The 22,404-nt window shown below is 51.2% G+C and carries 6 protein-coding genes; 1 reads left to right on the top strand and 5 read right to left on the bottom strand.

What is annotated here, in order from left to right:
• Positions 1 to 28 precede the first annotated feature (28 nt).
• Positions 29 to 661, top strand: a complete 633-nt coding sequence (locus IPF95_05810) for a polysaccharide deacetylase family protein (protein ID MBK6474210.1) — start codon at positions 29 to 31, stop codon at positions 659 to 661.
• A gap of 4 nt (positions 662 to 665) precedes the next feature.
• On the opposite strand, the gene IPF95_05805 is transcribed toward IPF95_05810, so the two are convergent.
• The 5 genes from IPF95_05805 to IPF95_05785 all read right to left on the bottom strand — a co-directional run bounded on the left by IPF95_05805 (position 666) and on the right by IPF95_05785 (position 22,397).
• Positions 666 to 2,867 (bottom strand): carboxypeptidase regulatory-like domain-containing protein, encoded by a 2,202-nt coding sequence (locus tag IPF95_05805; GenBank protein MBK6474209.1) that lies wholly within the window; start codon positions 2,865 to 2,867, stop codon positions 666 to 668.
• A gap of 4 nt (positions 2,868 to 2,871) precedes the next feature.
• Entirely contained in the window at positions 2,872 to 3,801 is a 930-nt protein-coding gene (locus IPF95_05800) for a type IX secretion system membrane protein PorP/SprF (GenBank protein MBK6474208.1), read from the bottom strand.
• Positions 3,798 to 11,873: a gliding motility-associated C-terminal domain-containing protein gene (locus IPF95_05795; protein ID MBK6474207.1), complete on the bottom strand. Its 8,076-nt coding sequence runs from the start codon at positions 11,871 to 11,873 to the stop codon at positions 3,798 to 3,800. The genes IPF95_05800 and IPF95_05795 overlap by 4 nt, the downstream gene beginning before the upstream one ends.
• Positions 11,874 to 12,142: 269 nt before the next feature.
• Positions 12,143 to 13,063: a type IX secretion system membrane protein PorP/SprF gene (locus tag IPF95_05790; protein ID MBK6474206.1), complete on the bottom strand. Its 921-nt coding sequence runs from the start codon at positions 13,061 to 13,063 to the stop codon at positions 12,143 to 12,145.
• Between the two features lie 4 nt (positions 13,064 to 13,067).
• Entirely contained in the window at positions 13,068 to 22,397 is a 9,330-nt protein-coding gene (locus IPF95_05785) for a gliding motility-associated C-terminal domain-containing protein (protein MBK6474205.1), read from the bottom strand.
• Positions 22,398 to 22,404: the final 7 nt, after the last annotated feature.

The following is a 22,404-nucleotide window of genomic DNA, read 5'->3' as shown; positions in this document are numbered from 1 at the left end:
TTTTAAGCCGTTGCTATCACTAGCTCGAATGTATTTCGCTCGAACGCCCTCCGTATTAAAACTGCTCTATCCTGGGCGGATCTGGAATATGGAACGCAAGGAACGTGCGGTATACTTGACGTTCGATGATGGACCGATCCCCCATGTAACGCCGTGGGTGCTCGAACAATTAGCTACTTACAATGCAAAAGCCACGTTCTTCTGTATTGGCAAGAACGCATCCGAGAATCACGAGATCCTAAAAAAGATCACGGAAGGAGGCCATACCATTGGCAACCATACGTGGAGTCATTTGCGCGGAACCAATACACCAACAGCAAGCTATATCGACGATGTGCAAGGCGCCGAAAACGCGTTGGGGCTTGGTGTGAATGGAAGTGAAAGGCTACTATTCAGACCGCCTTATGGGCGCATAACGAATGACCAGGTTCACGAGCTTAAGGACCGATACCGGATCGTGATGTGGGATGTCCTAAGCGGAGATTTCGATATGCGCTCAACGCCAGAGCAATGTCTGAAGAATGTAACAAGGAATATCAGATCCGGCTCCATCGTGGTATTTCATGATAGCGTAAAGGCGGAAGAACGGTTGCGCTACACACTTCCACGGACGCTGGAATACCTGAGAAATGAAGGCTACGCGATGAAGGCTTTGCGGTAGACCATTACAACACCTTGACCACCTTGTATTCCGTCCGTCTGTTCACGGCATGTTCTTCATCCGAGCATTCAGTTCCGGCAACGCACCTGTTCAGGATCCTGCTGCTACCAAAACCTTTTGCCACAAGCCTTTCCTTCGGCACCGCCTTGCTCACCAGATAGGCCGTAGCTGCTTCCGCTTGTTTCTGGGTCATAGGCTGATGCTTGGTCACATCACCACGAGCGTCCGTGTATACGCAGATCTCGATCACCAATTGTGGGTTCACCAGCATACGTTCTGCCAGCGCATCAAGCTCCGTCTTGGCCAGAGGGTCCAATGTAGCAGACGAACTGTTCCAACGAACGAATTTGAGGGCAATAGCACTGTCGAGAACGATCGGTTCAAATCGAAGATCACGCGCTTGATTCAGGTCGATCACTCCTTGCTTTATACCGATGGTTGAAACCGGAACGCTTTGCCCGAAGAACCCTGCTTTCTCAAAGAGCACCTCGAACTCCTCGTTGGTCTGCAAGCGCATACTGAAGTCGCCCCCGGAACCGGATCTGGTCGCCTCCGAAGAAAAACTACTGGTATTCACCACGCTGATGTTCATGCCTTCGATGAAACCAAGCCTGTCCTTATAGGAAACCGCACCGCGCATCCAGACACCTGCATCCGCAACCAAGTGCACATCACGCGTGGTGATCTGTTCCTGCTCAATATTCTCCGTACTGAAATGTCCTTGGCCATCGTAGCGACCGGCCATCTTGGCGACCACGCGGTAAGCTTTGTTCTTTTCAACTGGGAACGTGTATTCACCATTCGCATCCGTGAATGCTGTACCGATCAGTTTCTTGTCCGCATCATATAATTGAACTTCCGCAGCTATCACAGGTATTTCGAATTCATCATCGATCACATGCCCTGTACATAGGTAGCGTTCATCCAATGGGGCCAACATATCGAAGCGATAAATATCATCATCACCCATACCACCGGATCTGTTGCTGGAGAAATAGCCATGCTTATCCTCAGCATCAATGATGAACGCAAAGTCATCTTTCGGTCCATTGACCGGTGCTCCTACATTAACAGCAGACTTGTACATGCCATTCTCCATACGCTGCGCGGCATATACATCCAGACCGCCTAGGCCCGGGTGGCCGTTGCTCGCGAAGTACAATGTGCCTTTCGCACTAATGAACGGGAACAGTTCGTCACGGGACGTATTAATGGAATTGCCCAAGTTCTCAGGCTCGCCCCACTGACCACCTTGGTCACGGCATACGTAAATATCGGATCCGCCATACCCACCTGGCATGTCACTTACGAAATAGAGTGTTCTGCCATCCACGGAAAGGGCTGGGTGACCAACGGAGATCTCAGGATTGTTGAACAGGAACTGTTCCACATTGCCCCATCCATTGTTCTTCGGATATGCTTTGTAAATTCCTAACCTACTGATCCCGTTCTGACTTTTCTGTTTTCGACCTTTGAAGAATGAGTTACGGGTGAACCAGATCGCATCTCCGCTGTTGCTAGCAGTAGCAGGCCCTTCATGTAACTTCGTATTCACATCGCCTTCCACGACCTTGGCGTTCGAAAGATCCATATCCGATCCTCGTTCTGCGGTGAAGAGGTCCAGAAAGGGTTGATCATTCCAAGCAGCCCTTCGCTCAACGATCGTAGTAAGGTTCCTTGAGCTTGAGAACAGCACTTTATCGTTCCCTAGCCAACATGTACCAAAATCCGAGAACGGTGTATTGATACCAACAGAACGGACAGTGAACCGATCAGTATCCTGCGAAAGTTTTTTTGCAAAGCCGTTGATATTGCTCCGCCGAACATTCGCATCATCGGAAGATACCAAAAGATAACGATCCATCCATTCCTCAGCTTCTTCGTATCGTCCGTTGCTTTTCAGTACTTCGGCATAATTGTACATGTCCATTGGCTCACGGCTCATGAACTTCACCGCGGAAGCGAACCATTGTTCGGCTTCCATGGTCTTTCCTATTTGCATGTAGCTTTTGCCAAGACGTCGTGTAACGTGTTCAGTGACCGCACCTAATTCTGCAGCGATCGTGTACTCCGGAATGGCCCGTGAATAAGCCATTTGTTCGAAGAACTTATCCCCTTCATTCACGTGATAGTCCGCTTTGGTCTGAGCAATGGCTGATCCCATTGAGAACAAACCAATAACGACTATGGCTATGCGGAATAACATGGGTTCAGAAATAGCGCGGCGATATGGTTCTTCCGTTCACGAATTTCAGATCATAGCTCAACATGAGCTCATGCGTACCGGCATTGTATGCACCGATCTTTGTGGTTGTAAGATCGAACGCATAACCTGCTCGGAATTGATCCGTAATACGATATTGGCCCATCACTCCGAATGAATTTCCTACACGGTACATGGCACCGAACCAGATCTTTTCGCGGAACAGGAAATTAGCATTCAGGTCCAAAGAGAGCGGTGCTCCCTCTACCACACGCATCATAACCGACGGTTTGAATTTCAGGTCACGATCCAATTCAAAGACATAACCTCCCATAAGGAAATAATGGCGTGCTTCGGTGGATGTGACCAATGCCGTTGCACTTGCAGCATCGATAGAATTCGTTAGCAACTTAGGTGCTGAAAGTCCGATGTAGTATGTGGGGCTATGCCAGAAAAGGCCAAAACCGAAGTTGGGGAGAATGGTGGAGGAAATGTTCACACTTGCTGGATCGGGATCAACACTGGAGAGCGAACTTAGGTCCGCTTTGTAGAGATTAACTCCGCCTTTAAGTCCGAAGGCAAGCTGAGTTTTTTCTCCGGTCCGTATGCGATAAGCAAGATCCAAATAAGCTCCGGTCTGTTTCGTTGGTCCGATCTTATCATTGATGGCAGAGAATCCCAATGCGATCTTTTTACTTTTCAATGGTGTGTGCAATGCGAAGGTCTGCGTTGCCGGAGCTCCTTCGAAACCGACCCATTGATGGCGACTGAGCGCCATGATCGTAAACACATCGGCGCTGCCCGCATAGGCCGGGTTGAAGGCCAACGTATTGAACATGTACTGGCTGTACATGGGATCCTGTTGAGCAACACAAGGCAGTGGTGCCATTGCGCAGATCATCCCGATCGCTTTGATGATATGTCGGCGATGGATCATCTGTTCAAGTAGATGTATCCGGTGAAAGGCGCTTTGCTGGTACCAAGATCCAGCACATAGAAGTAAGTACCTGTCGGTGCAAGTTCTCCCATGATCGCTCCGTTCGAGGTGCCGTTCCAAAGAACTTTTACGTTATCATATCCGACTGCATCGAACACTTTGGCACCCCAACGATTGAAGATGCTAATGCTGTTTTTCGGGAATCCTTCAATTCCGGGAATGATCAACGTTTCATTTATACCATCTCCATTGGGAGAGAAGGTCTCTGGAATAAAGATCTCCGTAACGAAATCACACGGTGATGATGCGACAATACGGTAAGATCCGCATCCATAGGCATCGGTAATGAATGCTTCGAAGTCAGCGCTTGTAACAACAGGTGTACTGGTGAACGCATAGTTCTGCGCAGGGTCTATTGAACCTTCAGCTCCGCTCACAACATAAGATCCCGTGTCTCCACCTAGGATATTGAAGAGCACGGTATAGGTGCGATCCACCAAATTGCAGATCGTGATGGCCGTATCGATCCGCGGGCTGGAAACAACATCCACGCTCAACGTTGAGCTATAAGGGCCGCAACCGGGAACGTTGATCGTATACAAGAAATCGTAATTACCTGGCTGGATGTTCGTGGTATTCAAGTTCCCACCGTCCAGTTCACCGGTACCATCGAGATCCTGCCATGTACCAGTGGCCTGAGGTGTACCACTCAGCAATGGAAGCAATCCAAGGGAATCCGTCGTATCACAAACCAATACGGATGCATCCTGACCGGGGTCCGCAGGAGAATTGCTGAACAATGCAAGCGTAGCTACTCCATCTGGACAGATATTGTTTCCTGGTATGATATACGAATAGTTACCAGCAGGATCAGTACTCGGATCAAATGTTCCATTGAAACCAGGCTGAGGGCCTGTCCAAGTACCATTCAACTCAGGCGTTCCGCCAAGCTCAGAAAACAGATCGAAAGGCGCAGCTGTTGTACAATATTGAACGGAACCGCCAATACCAGCGTTCGGAAACGAGGAAGTCGTAACCGTTACCGTGGCGAACTGGTTCCCACATTGGGCATCAGACGTACTATAAACGAATGTTTCCGTGTTACCTGGCAAGATCAACGTAGCGTTCAATGCTCCTGTTACCGAATCGACAAGTGCAATAGAACCAGCAGGAGATGACCAAACACCACCACCATCAGGATTCCCGCCAAGCGCATTGAACAAAATGTATTGTGCATCGGACCCGCAAACCACGGCGGAACTATCCGTGCCCGGGTTAGAACCCAGACCAACTACAACAGTGACATCGCTGGAGGCCGCCGAACAAGGTGGGTTCGCCGCGAACGAATACCGCAATATCCATGTCCCAACTCCCGCGCTTGATGGGTCGAACACATTACCAGCCAACGCACCGGAACTATTCACATCAGTCCACGAACCACCTGGTGCAGCGTTCGGGCCAAGTGCAGCGAACACGTTCAATGAATCAATACCAGTGCAAACATTGAGCGTTGTTGGTACTCCGGCATTTCCCCCCACCACCACGGTCATCACCACTACTGAAGAATCGGACTCACATGGTGACGAGCCGGTTATCAAGTAGGTATATGAACCAGCGGCATCGTTACTTGGGTCAAATGATGCTGTATGGATATTTCCATCCGGATCCTTCCATACACCACCCGTCTGTGGGCCACAACCAAGCAGCGTGAAAAGGTTTATTGTATTTCCGCTGGAGCAAAGCGTTCCAGCCCCATCACACCCCGTGTTCGGAGCAATTGGTTCAGCAACGATGATGTTGGCGGTTGCAGGTGCACAGGGCGCTTGTGCCGTAACTGTATACGTATATGTACCCGGTGCATCAATGGCCGGTGTATAGATACCATTCCCTACATGCGGGTTTCCGTTGAAGGTCCATGAACCACCGGTCTGTGCAGTAGGCCCGAGTAGGTCGAACAAAACAGTAACACCATCATTTGAACACGTTGCGTAGTTCTGGCTCGCAATTCCCGCAATTGCCGCGGGCCTAACCGTGATGACCGTAGTCGCAGTATCCGCAGGGCAACCCGCTATGGCTGCTACGACATAATGAAAAGTACCGGTCGGTTCACTTCCAGGGTTGAACGTAGCTGGATGCGGAGCCCACACATTATTGAACCAGGACCCACCTGCATCAGGGTTCGAATTGAGCTGAATGATCAAATTGAAGGATGCACTTGAAGAGCATACCGTAGTACCGCCATTTGCTCCTGCGAAAGGAGCATCCACTACGTTAACAGTTACTATTGCCGAATCCGCTGGACAAGTAGCCGAACTGGACAAAAGGTATTTGAACATCCACGATGATCCAACAGGAACAGCAGTTGCATCGAAAACCGTTCCGCCGATCAATGCACCACTACCACCCAGATCCTGCCATGTTCCGCCACCTTGCGGGTTACCGGTCAATAGATCAAATAACACAACTTGAGATTGTGTTTCACAGACCGTTACGTCTGAATTATTACCTGCATTCAGCGCATTGGTCACGGTAACCATAACGGTCGAACTGGCATTACCGCAAGAACCTGCACCGGTCAATGTGTAGATATAGTTGTAGGTTCCAGGTGTGACTCCTGATATGTTGAGTTGGCCTGTTGGTGAAACAACACCAGCGCTATTCACATTCGTCCATGTGCCACCGACCGTAACCGAGGTGCCTAGCGCAGCGAGCAGGTTTACCGAGCCAGCACCCACACATGTGGTGATCTGCGCATCGCTCCCTGCATTCGGTGCTTGTGAGATCGTTATCTGGACCTGAGCGGTCTTATCATCACAAGGACCGTCTCCTAACACAGTATAGGTGTACGCGCCGTTTGCTGCCGTATCCGTGCCGAGGTTGGGACCGATAGCGTTATTGTTCAAGGTCCAGGATCCATCGGTATCCGGGTTACCTCCAAGCAGATCGATCAATGCAATTACCCCATCCGACGAACACAATGGCGCTACCGTATTGATACCAGCATTGGACTCTGGCGTTTCAATGATATTCACCGTTGCGCTATCAGCAGAACACGGGGCAGTTGCCATGATCTTGTACTTGTAGATCCCCGGTTGTGAATACCCAGGCGTGTAATTATCTCCTACTTGGACGCCATCTGGGTCGTACCAATCTCCGCCGGTCTCCGGACTACCACTGAGCACATCGAATAGCGGGAATTCAGGATCGCTGCTACACACTTGACGTGCTCCATTGCTTCCCGCATCGGGTGCGTGCTGTTCGATGACGTTGACCTCTGCAGTTGCATTTGGGCAAGGAGCCACCCCTGTAGATGTATAGACAAAGACACCGGCTGTATCCACACCGGGTAGATAGAAATTACTATGAGACGCACCAGATGCACTCACCCAATAAGAAATTGGATTAGGTGTTGCGCCAATAAGCAGGGTGAACATATTGATCGGATCATCATCATCACAGATGGTGATCAGCGCATTTCCACTGCCTGCATTGGGAGCTATGTTCACGGCAACGTTCACGATATTGGAGTCGCTGGGACAACCAGGCAATCCCAACACTGTGTAGACATAGACCCCTACAGGATCGGATGCCGTATTAAAAACACCGGGGTGGGAAGCATGTGTCGGTCTATAGTTCCAACCCCCACCTGTTTGTGCCGATGGACCTAGATAAGGGAATAGTGGGGTGAGACCTCCAGTGCTGCATAACGTAGCATTTCCATTTTCTCCTGCATTGGACGCTGGATTAACGCCGATCGTCAACGTGGACGACGTATTCGGACAAGTACCTGTTCCAGGAACGGTGTATGTATACGTACCAGGAGGCGTATTACCAGGAATGAAAAAGCCATCCATGGTATTTGTTGAAGGTGCAGGCCCTGTCCAAACACCTCCTGCAGCTGGCGTACCGGTCAACCGCGTGATCATGTTGAACCCTTGTGATGGGTTACACACGAATATGGAATTAGAGCCACCTGCATTTGGTGGCGCTGCCAATGTCACAACTACTTGTGAACTATCAATGGTGCATGGTGCCGCTCCTACAACCCTGTATGTATAGGTACCTACAGTAGAAGTACCCGGTACAAAAACGCCATTGCTTGCACTTGCGCCAGGACCGGTCCAAGACCCCGAAGCATCCGGCGTACCGTTCAATCCAGTGATCAATTGAACACTTCCACCGTTCGAACAAATATTCAACGAGCCATTGGTACCCGCAACCGGTCTGCGATTCTCAATGATGGTTGCCGTAGCCGAACTGTTCAGACATGGTGGATCGCCAGTGACCGTGTACACATACGCTCCGGGCATGCTGGTCCCGGGAGTATAGACCCCATCATGAGGCAGCGCATCCGGTCCGACCCACGTGCCTCCTGGTTGCGCTCCGACCAGAACGCTGATCAACAGGAATACAGAATTATTACTACAAACTGTGCTGGTTCCGTTCGCCCCCGCAGAAGCCGCTGTTTCAACGGACACCGAAAGGCTGGATGTTGCATTTGCACAAGGCGTTTGACCCACCACAGTGAAGATATATACGCCTTGCGGATCCACACCGGGGATGAACAAAGGCCCGTGTGGTTGGCTATTGAAGGACCACGTCCCTGCTTGCGGCGTACCACCCAATCGGGAGGTCATGTTGAATTGCGTACTGTTCGAGCACACTGAAGTGTTTGCGGAAGTGCCAGCATTTGGCGCAATTACCTCCGTAACAGTAAGTGTAGCTGTAGCATTTGCGCAAGGTCCGGCACCTAGTACACGATACGTGAATGTGCCTGATATATCCACTGCGGGATCGTACGATGCACCGTGTGCTACAGCACCTCTGAACCAATCACCGCCACCCTGAGGGGATCCACCCAAAAAGGGTAACATGTTGAATGCAGCACTGTTGCTGCATGTGGTCGTAGATCCATTCTGACCCGCGTTCGGCGCACTATTCACCGTTACGGAAACTTGGGCGCTTGAAGCAGCACAGGAAGGTGTTCCGGCCAATGTATAATTGAACGTATAGGTTCCAGCAGTAACCATGGTCGCATTGAAGATCTGACCGCTCAGTGCTCCGGTTGCAGAGAGGTCCGCCCATGTTCCGCCAGTCTGTGGTGAACCTGTAAGCCCTGTAAATAGATCCACGGATGCATTCGTTCTACATACATTGAGCGCCCCGTTCGTGCCCGCATTAAGTGCAGGTACAATGATCACCTGAACCGTGGATACATCTGCAGCACACAACCCGATCCCGTCGACGGTGTACGTAAAATCGTATGTTCCTGGAGGGAGCCCAGGCGGTGTAAATGTTGAACCAGTGAGGTGTCCGGTTGAATTCGTTGCTACCCATGTTCCGCCGACATCTGGTGTGCCACCCAATAAGGGAAATAGGTCAATGGAAGCAAGGTCCGCACAAACCGTAGCGGTTCCATTCGATCCTGCATCCGGACCTTGGTTCACAGTTGCGGTGACTGTTGCTGTTGCGTTGGTACACGGTGCAACGCCAGTCACGGTATAAGTGTATATACCGGGCATACTTGTACCAGGAATGAAGACGCCCGTACTCGCGCCGCCGGGTCCGGTCCATACGCCACCCGCATCCGGTGTGCCGCCGAGGATCGTGAATAGCTGAACAGGACCATCCGTTGAACAGCGTTGAAATGCGGCACTGGTTCCAGCAACGGGCTGTCTATTCTCGTTCACTACCAGAACGGCCGAGGCAGAAAGGCAAGGTGTTGTCCCTGCAACGGTGTATGTGTATCCACCTACTTGCGAGATGCCCGGTTGGTAATTGCCACTGGGCAAAGCCGTACCATCCGGTCTCGTCCATGATCCACCCGCCTGTGGTGTTCCTCCCAAAGCCGTGATCAATGCGAATTGCGCAGCGCTACTACACACTGTGATTGTTGCATTGTTTCCTGCATTTGGTGCAGCGATAACGTTCACCGTTGCGAATGCCGTATCATTTACACATGGTGAAGTACCCTGTACAACGTATGTGTACGTTCCCGGTGTACTTGTTCCTGGGGTGAACATTTCAAGCACAGTCGTCATTGACGGACCGAGCCAAGTACCGCTTCCATTCGGTGTGCCACCCAAAGCCGTGATCAAGTTGAACGGTCCATTGGTGCTACAGACCGTGATCGATCCATTGATCCCTGCATTCGGTGCAAGCACCCTGTTCACTTGCACAACAGAAGAGGCACTCGCGCATGGTGATGTACCTACAACCGTATACGTGTAGCTGCCACCTGGTTGCGTTGCCGGGATATATGTCCCATTATGCGCAGTACCATCGGGTCTGGTCCATGTGCCCGTTATTGCCGGAGAACCACCGAGCAGTGTAAACAAATTCACATTGCTTGCATCACTACAGATCGTTATCGTGCCGTTCGTTCCTGCATTGGGTGGAGATACAACCGTGATCGTAACCGTTGCCGTAGCATTTGCACAGGGAGCAGTGCCAACAACGGTGTACGTATACGCACCAGCGACGTCAGTTCCTGGAGCGAATGTGCCTGAATGCGGAGCACTAGCCGGCGTCGTCCATGATCCAGTAGCATTCGGTGAGCCACCGAGCAATGCAAAGAGACCGAATGATGGACCATTTGAACAGGTTGTGAACGTTCCGTTATTTCCTGCAACAGGTTGTTGAACAATGGAAACCGTAACCACTGCGGAAGCACTGGCACATGGTGCTGCACCAGCCACAGTATATGTGTATGCACCGGGCACATCGGTGGCCATATTATATGTTACAGGATGGGCCAGACCAGTGGGGCCAACCCACGTGCCTCCCGCAGCGGGTGTTCCACCGAGTGAATCGAACAATGAGAAGTTCGATGCGTTCGAACACTTTATAACCTGCGCGTTACTACCCGCATTTGGTGGATCATTCACTGTTACCGTAACCGTGGCAATTGCATTCGCGCATGGCGCGAGACCTGCAACCGTATAGGTGTACACACCTGCCGAACTTGTACCTGGAATGAATGTACCTGAAAATGCCCCACCACCTTGTGTGGTCCATGTACCTCCTGCGTCCGGAGTTCCTCCCAAACTTGTGCTGAGCTGAAAATTTCCATCGGTGCTACATACCGTTCTGGTTCCGTTGGTCCCAGCATTGGGTGCTTGCCTTTCAGTAATTGTAAGCGTTGCTGTTGCATCCAGGCAAGGTGCTGTTCCTAAAACCGTATACGTATACACACCACTAATATCCGTTGCAGGAGTATAAGTCGCTGCATGTGCAACTCCACTAACTGGACCGGTCCATGACCCTGTCGCTGCAGGCGTTCCGCCTAAAAGTGGGCGCATTGGAAACGGCGCATCACTGCTGCAAATGGTCGCTGCATCACTTGTACCAGCGTTTGGCGCTACAACTTGTGTTATGGTTGCAGTGGCCGAAGCTGCGGCACATGGTGGTGTGCCAAGTACGGTATAGGTGTAGATGCCAGAAGCGGAACTACCTGGCGTGAATGTAGCAGCAACCGGAAGACCATTGGGGCCTGTCCAAGCTCCGCCGGGGTCAGGGCTACCGGTAAGCAGCGTGATCAAATTGAACGCTGATCCATTATCACAGACGGTACGCGATCCACTAACACCGGCTTCCGGTCCTGTGATGATCGTGGCGGCCCACCCTGAAGCAACTACTGTGGCATTGCTGGTCCACTGGAAGGTTAGACAACCCGTTGCTCCGGTAGCTAGAAACGATTGACCTGTAAGATCATTGGTAGAGCTACCCGTCGCTAGGATCGGAGCCGCGGTGGTTGCTCCGTTATACACTACCAGTATATCGCTACCCGCTAAAGGCTGAACCGCGAATTGTGTGAACGTGACCGATGAAGCAGGACCAGCGCCCGAGCCTCCTGTGGGGCATAGCACAACGGTGAACGTTTCAGAATTACCGTAGTTACCGGCCGCTCCACCAGAATCATAGAACGTACCTGAACAGGAGTTTATCACAAGACCGTCGGAAGCAACGAAGACTTGGGCAATACTTCCAGAAACTCCACAAGCCATCAAAAGCCCTAACGAACACCGCAGGGACAACCGTTTAAAAATGGTATTCAGTAGAATCGCAGTCACCGTGAATTATTCAATCCAGAAAAGGGAAGCCAAAGGTAGCGCTAATAGATCATTTGGACCCTTTAGGCTTGCAATTATCAAAGGAAATTGGCGACGAATGACCCAAATCGACCGACGAATGACAAAAGAAGCACGGCCTCCCTAACTAATAACCCCACAAACTCCCGTATTTACACGGCTATTCACCATGCTCGAGGTCAACATTAGGTGGCACAAAATGCCTTCCTGGGCACTCGTGAATTCAACTAGATCCAACCGCGAAGAACGAATTACTCACCGCCTGCAGGCACCGATTTCTTTGTTTTCCCGATCGTTATGGCAAGCATCACTTCGTGTGAACCGGTGCTGTAGTTCTGTAAGTTGGACGTGATCATATCGTATGAGTAGCCGAACTGAAAGGTCTGCTTGTGCCAATAACCGAGCATTACACTGATCGCATCATTCGTTCTGTAGGATGCACCCAACCACACCGCATTCTTGTATTTGATCGTGGCCGTAAGATCTACTTTGAGTGGTACCGGGTCCACGTACTTCAAAAGGAAAGAAGGTTCGATCCGCCAATCATCACCCAAGAAGAAGCGATAGCCTCCAGAAACATAATAGTGTTGTTGCAGTCGACTCAAACTACTGGTGGAACTCTCCAAGAACGTGATCTTATTACCAAGGATCTGAGGAGCCGTTGCACCCAACCAGAATTTAGGATGGTAGAGGTAAAACCCGAATTTGGCATCGGGTTTAATACCGCCGCGCAACTGATCGTCGATGACTGGATCATTGGGGTCATGGAAATCGATCTTGGAACCATCGATCAGGAACTGGAGCATACCTGCGGAAAGTGCAAATGAAAGCTTCAGATCACCTGTTATCTTGAAATGATACGCATATGAGAACTGCACACCAGTGCGTCTTGTTGGTCCAACGTTATCCGTAAAGATGTAGCCACCAATACCCATTTTCTCACCTACCGGCGTTGCGCCGCTGAGCGTAAACGTGCGTGGAGCATCCTGTATGCCCACCCATTGGGTGCGATGGCCACTACGCAATTCAAAGAATGGTCGACTTCCCGCAACGGCCGGGTTGATGATATAATCGTTGAACTGGTATTGGGAAAGCTGAGGTAATTGTTGTGCAATGGCGCCATTCAACGCCAAGGTCAGGATTCCCACTAGGATATGTCTTAGGTTCATCATGGCGTTATCGTATCACAGTTAATGGGCCTGTGTAAGCATCAGGGAACAACGGGTCGTTCAGCTTTATCACATAGTAGTACGTACCCACTGGCACGTATCCACCATTATACCTTCCATCCCACGGTGTTCCGTATCCAACACTTTCAAACAGCATTTCCCCCCAACGGTTGTATATCTCAACTTCCATCTGCGGGAATTTATCCACGAAGTCGATCTGCCAGTATTCATTGTACCCATCACCGTTCGGCGTGAATCCAGATGGGAATACCACGTCCGGCAACACAGTGACGAGTACCGAATCAACTGCGACACAACCATTCGGTCCGGTGACCGTTACGGTGAACCACGACGTTACATTAGGTTCCGCTTCAGGGTTTGAAGCGCCGTTACTTGAGAGCACTGAATCCGGAACCCAGATGTACGAAGAACCGTTCGGCCCTGTTGGTGATCCTCCTAACGTTACGGTTCCGCTCAAGAAAATAAATTGATCCGGACCTGCATCGGCGATCGGCAACTGAATTACCGTTATCGTTACCTGATCGGTCGATGTACACGGACCATCAATTGCAGTCAATGTGAACGTATGGGATCCTGGAGCTAACACACCAACATCGATCACTGCGGATGTTCCTACTTCAATATTCTGATCGTCGGTCCATAAGTACGACGTCGCACCTGTACTTCCGGAACCGTCCAGAAGCGTGATCGTCCCTGTGCATTGTATCACATCCGGTCCCGCATCGGCCTGCACTGGACTTAGTGCATTCACCGTAACAGTAGCTGTCGCTGTACACAAGTTATCATCGGTCACTGTCACGGTGTACGACCCAGGGGCAAGGTTCGCAATATCCTCCGAAGTGGAAGTAAAATTGTTAGGCCCTTGCCAAGCGATCACAGTTTGTCCGGTTCCTCCGCCGATCGTCGAATTGATGAGGCCGTCCGTCGCAGTAAGACAACTTGCATCCACCACAGTATCAATGATAATGGTCACGGCAGAGGGTTCACTTATTGAGAAGATCAATGTCGTATCACAAACGGTTCCATCATCGATCGTAACGCTTATTACTCCCGGACATAAAGCCGTTGCCTCGTTCGGTATAGGACCGTTCGGTACTGTCCAAGCATACGTGTACACACCTGATCCACCTGTCGGGGCGAGCACGATGCTACCATCACATGATCCATTGCAAAGAATATCCTGCTGTACCACATTCGGATCGATCGGAGCATAAGGAAGAACGGTGAACGCAACAATGGTATCGCAACCCAATGAATCCGTAACCGTAACAGTATATGCTTGCGCACAAAGCCCGGTTACCGTATTCGTTCCTTGCCCCGTAATGACACCTGGTTCCCATAAGTATGTCAGTGTACCTGTGCCACCTGTCGCAGACAAAGTTGCTGCACCATCACACGGTCCAACACATGTTTCGTTGGTGAATACAAGAGCCGGATCGATCGCGGATCCCTCAGTAATACCGAACGGCAGGAGAAGCTGACATCCACCGGAATCGATAATGATCAATTGATAGGTTCCGGCGCAGAGCGAACCGATCATGACCGTATCCTGATCGATCAGTGTTCCATTTTGATCCGTCCAGGAAAGAGTGTAGGGCGGCACACCACCGCTGATGGTTGCCATAGCGGAACCGATGCAATTACCAGCGCAAGTATTATTGATCAAGTCCAACTGAGCTTGCAGAAAAGGTGGATCGATCAACGTAATTGTAATTGTTGTATCACATCCGTTCAGGTCCGTAATTGTCACATCATAGGTTCCGGCACACAAGCTATTCAAGCTGCTGGTATCCGGCAATAATGGATCAGACCACGAATAGGAATAACCGGGCGTACCTCCTTGCGGATCAATTGAAATGGTTCCATCACAAACGCCATTGCAAGAAGGGTTCGTGGCAATGATATTGGCAGTTAACAGATCGGGCCCTAGGATCAGTGCACTGAACAGCGTGCTACACCCGGTCACTGTATCGGTAACCGTTACTGATATGGAACCAACGCACAGCTGCGTGGCTTGCGGAGTTCCTTGTCCAACAGGTGGCGGGTTCCAAACATAATCGTACTCACCGCTTCCGCCCGTAGGTGCTATCGTTGCGGAACCATCACATTCCCCGAAACAACTGACCTGCGTGGTACTCAAGTTCGGGACCAGATCAGGCGGAGCTGTAACAAAGGCCGTGTCCAACGTGATACAACCGGTAGCATTGGTGACCTGAACCAAATACATACCTGCACAAAGACCTGAAACGGTATTCGTGTTCTGTAGGAGATCATTTCCTGCCCCATCGAACCAAGCGATCGTGCAACTTGGATCCGAGCAAACGAAATCGACATTCACGGTTCCATCGCATGTATTTGCACACGTTGTAGTATCGCCGGAAGCGGTGATCACTTCGCCATCGATATCCGTAACAGGCACCAGCAGTGCAGCTTGGCAACCATTATCATCCGTTACCAGAACAGAATACAGACCAGCACACACACCACCCAATATGCTATCGGTTCCATAGATCGCGGCACCCAATGTCCAGAGGTAGGTATAGCCCGGCGTTCCACCAATTACATCTACCTCCGCACTGCCATTGCAAATACCGCATTCGCTTTGAATGCTCGTTGCGGAGAGGACAATAGCAGGTGGTTCATTGATCGTCCATGTCTGTGTGGCGGTGCACCCATTCGCATCGGTAAGGGTCAACGTGTATGAATCAGCGCACAATTGTGATGCAATGTTCGTACCCTGTCCATTCCCCGGGTCAGGAGACCATGCGTATGTAAGCGTTCCGGTACCACCTGACACTAGCGTAGTGATCGTTCCATCGCAGACCCCGTTGCAAAGTATATCCGTGGCAACACCGGAGATCGTGATCGGTAATGGATCCTGGATCAATACGGTGACCGTGGTATCACATCCGGTTGAATCGGTGATCAACACCGCATACGTACCTGCGCATAGATCAATGGCCTGTGGCGTCGTTTGGTTATTGGGATCATTCCATACGAACGTATAGGGCGGAACTCCTCCCATGGCTCCAACAGTAGCCGTTGCATCGCAATCACCTGGACAGCTTGGCGGTGTGTTCGTGATGTTGATCGTCAACGTGGTTGATGGTAGAACCTGCGCCGTATCGATCGCGATGCAACCATTCGCGTTCGTCACTTCAACAAAGTAATCGCCATGGCAAAGGCCACTTACAGTAAGCGTATTCGCAATAGAGTCACCGGCCGCGTTGTACCAAACGGTCGTACAGATCGGAGCGCTGCAGATATAATCCACACTTACGATCCCATCACAGTCGTTCGCACAACTCGTGAAACCGTTGATCATGGTGAGCGTTTCCGCATTAGCATTTTGAACAGGGACCAGCAACTGTGCTGTACATCCACTGCTATCGGTCACAGTAAGGTTGTACAGGCCTCCACAGAGATCCACCGCATTCTGATCCGTACCTATTTCAGTACCATTCAACATCCAGCTGAAGTTGAACGGCGGAGTACCACCAACAACCAGTGCACTAGCGGTGCCATCGCAAGCAGGACAACTACTAATTGTACTGGTCGCAGTCACTTCCAATAGTTGAGGTTCGTTGACCGTGATCGTGTCCGTGATCGAGCAGCCATTTCCATCCGTTACGGTCAGAATATGATCTCCAGCACAGAGTCCGGTCGCTATTGGCACACCTTGTCCGTTCGGTGGAACAGGCGTCCAGAAGTAGGTGTAACTACCGTCGCCTCCTTGCGCAGTTGGCGCAATGGTTCCGTCGCAATCTCCATTACACGAAACGTCGGTTACAACTGGCGCTAGTGCTAATGGCAATGGTTCCAGGATCAATACACTTACTGTCGTATCGCAGCCAGCACCATATGTGATCAAGATCGAATAGGTTCCAGCACACAAACCCGTAACGGATGGTGTCCCTTGACCGTTGATCGGCGGAGGCTCCGGGCTCCAGGTGAACGTGAATGGACCTGACACTCCGCTAACGCCAACTGTTGCTTCTCCATTGCACTCACCGGAACAACTCACCGGCACACTACTGATGTTCGCTATCAGTCCTGTTGGTGGCGTGACGAATGCCGTATCGATCGAAACGCATCCGTTGCCGTTGGTCACTTGCACGTAGTAGATTCCAGGGCATAATCCCGTTGCCTGATCCGTAGGTTGATTCAGGTCGTTACCAAGTGCATCTGTCCAAAGCACAGTGCACAGCGGTGCGCTACATACATAAGAGACAGATACTATACCATCACATGAATTGGTACAGGACGTGACTCCACTTGCAGTGGTCAACACTTCGCTATCTTCATCACTCACCGGTACGGTCGATTGTGTAGAACAACCGTTCGTGTCCGTGACAAGAACCGTGTAGATGCCAGCGCAGAGGTCGATAAGTGTTGCTGTCGACCCGACGTTATTCCCAAGCGCATCGGTCCATGCAATTACAAAACCAAGTGTACCTCCTGAGATCTGCACCGTGGCTGTTCCCACGCACAAACTACATTGACTACTCGTACTCGATGTAGAAATTACCAGAACAGGTGGTTCGATCAGGACGTAGGTGAAGGTCGAATCGCATCCGTTGCCATCCGTAACTGTAACATTGTACGTTCCAGCGCATAGGTCAATGGCCGCTCCCGTACCCTGTCCTATCACATTCGGACTCCATGAATATTGATACGTTCCATCGCCTCCCGTTGCATTCAATGTTATTGTTCCATCGCATTCACCGCCGCATGAAATTGGCGTGACCACCGCGTTATCCACTATTGGATCCGGGCCCAATATCAACACGGACTCCGTGTGTGGACAACCTACACTATCCGTGATCAACAGGTCGTATGAACCAGGGCAAAGACCGGTGGCCATTGGCGTTCCTTGACCACCGCCCGGTTCTGGACTCCACGAGAATGTATAGGGCGGCGTACCACCGGTCGGGCCAGCCGTTGCAGTACCATTACAGGTATCCGAACACAATGTTGGTGTGCTACTGATGTTTGCCAGAATATCGGTGAATGGATCCACATTGAATGTGATCGTCGTATCGCATCCGGTACTGTCAGTGAGCGTAACGGTATAGGTCGTGCCTGCGCATAAGCCTGTGGCGGTATATGTTCCTTGGCCACCAATGTTCGCGTCCGGTTGCCAATCCGCAATGATGGTTCCTTGCCCGCCGGTTGGAGCTACGGTAGCAGATCCGGAGCAAGGTGACGCACAGGTTTCCGGCGTGATCGTCAGATCAGGAATGATCGGTGGCGCAGTAGTAATGATGATCGTGATCGCCGTATCGCACCCCGCTGCTTCCGAGATGTTCACAATGTACGTTCCGGCACAAAGCCCCATTCCAGTATCGGTAGTATCCGAACCAATTGTTGGAGCTGGGATCCATTGATAGTGGAAAGGTGCGTTACCCGAAAGTGGATCAATATGCGCCTCTCCTCCACATTCATTCGCGCAAGACCCAGCGGTAACTTCCACATCAAAACTCAGGATCGGAATAGGAAGGATAGTTGTCGTAACCGTTGTGTCACATCCACCACCCACATCAGAAATGGTAACACTGTAATCACCGGGACATAGTCCAGTTGCTTCCGATGTTCCTTGGCCTGTCACGTTCGGTGTCCACAGGTATTCATAGATACCTGTACCTCCTGTCGGCATTACCGTTATGGTACCATCACATGGCCCGTTGTAGCACGTCTCATGCGAAAGTGTCAAGTTCGGGTCGATCGGATCCACGCCACCCACATCGATCAGTAGGGTTGTATCGCAAGCAGCAGCATCGGTGATCACCAGTGTATAGCTCCCTACGCAGAGATCGGTCACGTTGGGTGTGCCTTGGCCGTTGATCGGTGTTGGCGCCCAGACATAAGTAAGCATACCCGTACCGCCTGTGGCTGGAACGCTGATCGCACCATCGCACACATTTCCGCAGGAAACATCAGTAACCGCAGGGATCGCATCGATACCGGATGGCGTGCCGATGATGAATTGCACAGTGGTATCGCAACCATTCGGGCTCGTTACCGTGAGCGTGTACGGACCGGCGCAAAGGCCTGTGGCCATATCAGTTCCTTGGCCCGTGATGGTTCCTGGTTCCCAGAGGTAGGTCACGTTCCCGATCGTACCGGGCACAACTGCGGTAGCTGACCCATTGCAAACTCCGCCACAATCAGTCTGCACTATATCCAGTGACGTTACAAGCGGTTGCGCATCGAGGATGGTGAATGCAATAACCGTATCGCATCCAGCTGCATCTGCAATGGTCAAGGTGTAGTTTCCGGCACACAGGTCAGTAGCCGTGTCGGTCCCTTGACCGTTGATCGGATCGGGTGCCCATGTATACGTAAGTATGCCTGTTCCTCCTGATGCCGTAGCAGAAGCAGACCCGCTACAAACTCCTGCACATGCAATATCGGTCGTCGTCAGCGTCGCATCGATCGCAACAGGTTCATCGATCTCAAAGACCAACGTGGTATCACATCCACCGGATGAAACGGTTACCGAATAACTGCCAGCGCATAGATCCGTAGCGCTTCCTGTTGATGGCGTGATCGGTGGTGTCCAAACATAAGTGAACGTTCCGTCACCACCCGTTGTAGTGAGGATGATCGACCCATCGCAATCACCCGAACAGGATATATCGCTCACAACGGATGTAACGTTGATCGGGTCCGGCGCAGGTACCGTGAAAGCGATCGTCGTATCGCAACCCGCCATGTCGGTTATCGTTACAGAATATGCGATCGCACAAAGACCTGTAACGTTCGCTGTGCCTTGTCCTGGAAGCGTTCCGGTTGGGTCCGGCTGCCAATCATAAACGAATCCTCCAGCACCACCGGCAGCGATCACACCTGCTGTACCATCGCAATCACCTGGGCAAGAAACAGGAGTTACTTGTAACGATAGTGTGATCGGAACGGCATCCAATATTGTGAATGGAACCACTAGTTCGCACCCGTTATCATCGGTGATCAACACGCTATAAACCCCGGCACAGAGGTCCGTAGCATTGGCCGTGCCTTGCCCGTTCACATTAGGGGTCCAGAGATATTCATAATCGGTAGTGCCGCCACTTAGGACAACTCCGGCAGCACCAATGCACGCTGTTCCACAAGTAATGTCGGTCTGTGAAGGCACTGCAGTAAGTGGGAATGGTTCATTGATAATGAAGTTGATCAATGTATCGCAACCGTTCATATCGGTGATCAACAAACTATGCGGTCCGGCGCAGAGATCCATAGCGTTCGGAGTTCCTTGGCCTGTTACGTTCGGTGTCCAGAGATAAATGAATCCACCCGCCCCGCCGGAAACGGACGCACTGGCTGTTCCATCACAAATGCCGTTACAGGAAACATCGGTGGTTGTAAGAATTGGATCCAAGGGAAGCGGTTCATTTACGATGAATGTCAAGGTGGTATCGCATCCGGAGTTATCCGAAACGGTTACGGCATAGGTTCCAGCACAGAGGTTGATCGCACTGGAACTTGTATTTACAAGCGGTAGTGCCCACAGATAGGAAAACACGCCAGACCCACCCGTTGTAGTAAGCACTATCGATCCATCGCATTCGCCTGCACATGAAGCGTCCTCGATCGTTGCTTGTGCATCAATGAACGTTGGTGAATCGATGGTGAACACGATCGTAGTGTCGCAACCACTTTGCGTATCGGTGATCAATACGGAATAGGCTTGTGCGCAAAGTCCTATCGCTGTTGAGCTTGTTTGTCCTCCTGGACTCCATAAAAAACTGTAGTCACCAGCAGCACCACCTGGGCTAACGGTTGCAGCTCCGTCGCATAGTCCGAAACAACTTGCAGGGAACGTAACAAGTGCTGGAACGATCGGCGCTGGTTGGCCGATCGTGAAGACCTGCGTGGTATCACATCCATTCAGATCTGTCAGTGTTACGTTGTAATTTCCAGGGCACAATCCACTTACACTATTGGTCCCTTGACCCGTAATGGTGCCCGGACCCCAATTGAATGTTAGCTGCCCTGTGCCACCAACCGGAGCAACCTGAGCGGTACCGTCACAGTTCCCGAAACAGGTCACATCCGTACTGGTAAGGTTTGGAATGATCGGCTGGAGATTGAATACGAAGACCGTATCGAACGTGCAATTATTCAGATCGGTGACCTGCAGCGTATTGGTACCTGCACAGAGTTGGCTGAATGAAGGACCCGTGCCGGCGCCATTGTTCCAGTTATATGCAGGAGGCTGTACACCGCCTACGGCCAACGCGGTGCGCGTTCCGTTGCAAAAATTCGCACAAGTAGGTGGCGTTCCTTGTCCAAAGAAGATCACACCCAGCGGCGGCGGTTCAGAAACGGTTACCTGAACAGCACATGAAACCCCTTGTCCTTGGTCGGTCACGATCACGATCTGCGGTCCACCGCATGCTGCTGTCCATGTTTGCGTTTGCGGACCACCCAACCAACTGTAGGTAAAACTACCAATGCCGCCGGTTACTGAAACAGTGACCGTCGCATTGCAATTTCCTCTGCAACGCACACCGAATCCATTGTAATTACTGGTTACCGTAGCATTGATCGTGAACGGAGTTTGACCAGGTCCGGTAGCGCAAACGCTGATATCCCTATCATCGCCGTTCAGCACAGGTCCCCATGGAACTTGCACATCGGCTACAATAAGCAGTGCGTTGTCGTGATCAATGGAATTGCGGATCACTACGTCATCCGGCATTTCATTCAATTTCACAATGCCATTGTTGGCTAGTAACCGGCCGCTGCTTCTCCGTTGTTGGATCAATGCTCTCGCCTCCAATTTATTGCCGTTGGTGATCAATGTTCCATGGTTCAAACGAAGGTCACGATCCGTGAGCACAAGGTCGCTTTGCATGGACCAGGATCCACTTGCATCACAACTAACAGTAGCGTTGATCGGCGTTCCGCGAAGGTCGAGGATCTCCCCACCATGTTGTTTGATCAAGTTCACCGTTCCGCTATGAAGCCATTGAACATCACCCATTGCGGACCAACCTCCTGCAACGTTGATCTCCGAACCACTATCCCCTTCAACACGAACGCGCGCAAGCGACCCATACACATGCAGTCCCGCGCACCATGCAACACCGTTTATCGTTAGAACGGAATTAGCCTGAGGTGCTATTACGACATCGTTCTGAATACGCGGCACACCTGCGCCCCCGATGCCATTTTCCGTGGCGCTCCAATTCCCGGCATCATTCCATGATCCATTGCCACCAACCCAATAAAGGGTCTGAGCATGAACCGCAACGGAAAACGTTGCAAGCAAAAGGAGCAGTGCGGTCTTGATCGTGTTATTGATCCGCTTCATGTTTTGT

Source organism: Flavobacteriales bacterium, assembly GCA_016704485.1.
GTDB lineage: Bacteria > Bacteroidota > Bacteroidia > Flavobacteriales_F > PHOS-HE28 > PHOS-HE28.
This window is presented reverse-complemented; position numbering and strand designations above follow the sequence as displayed.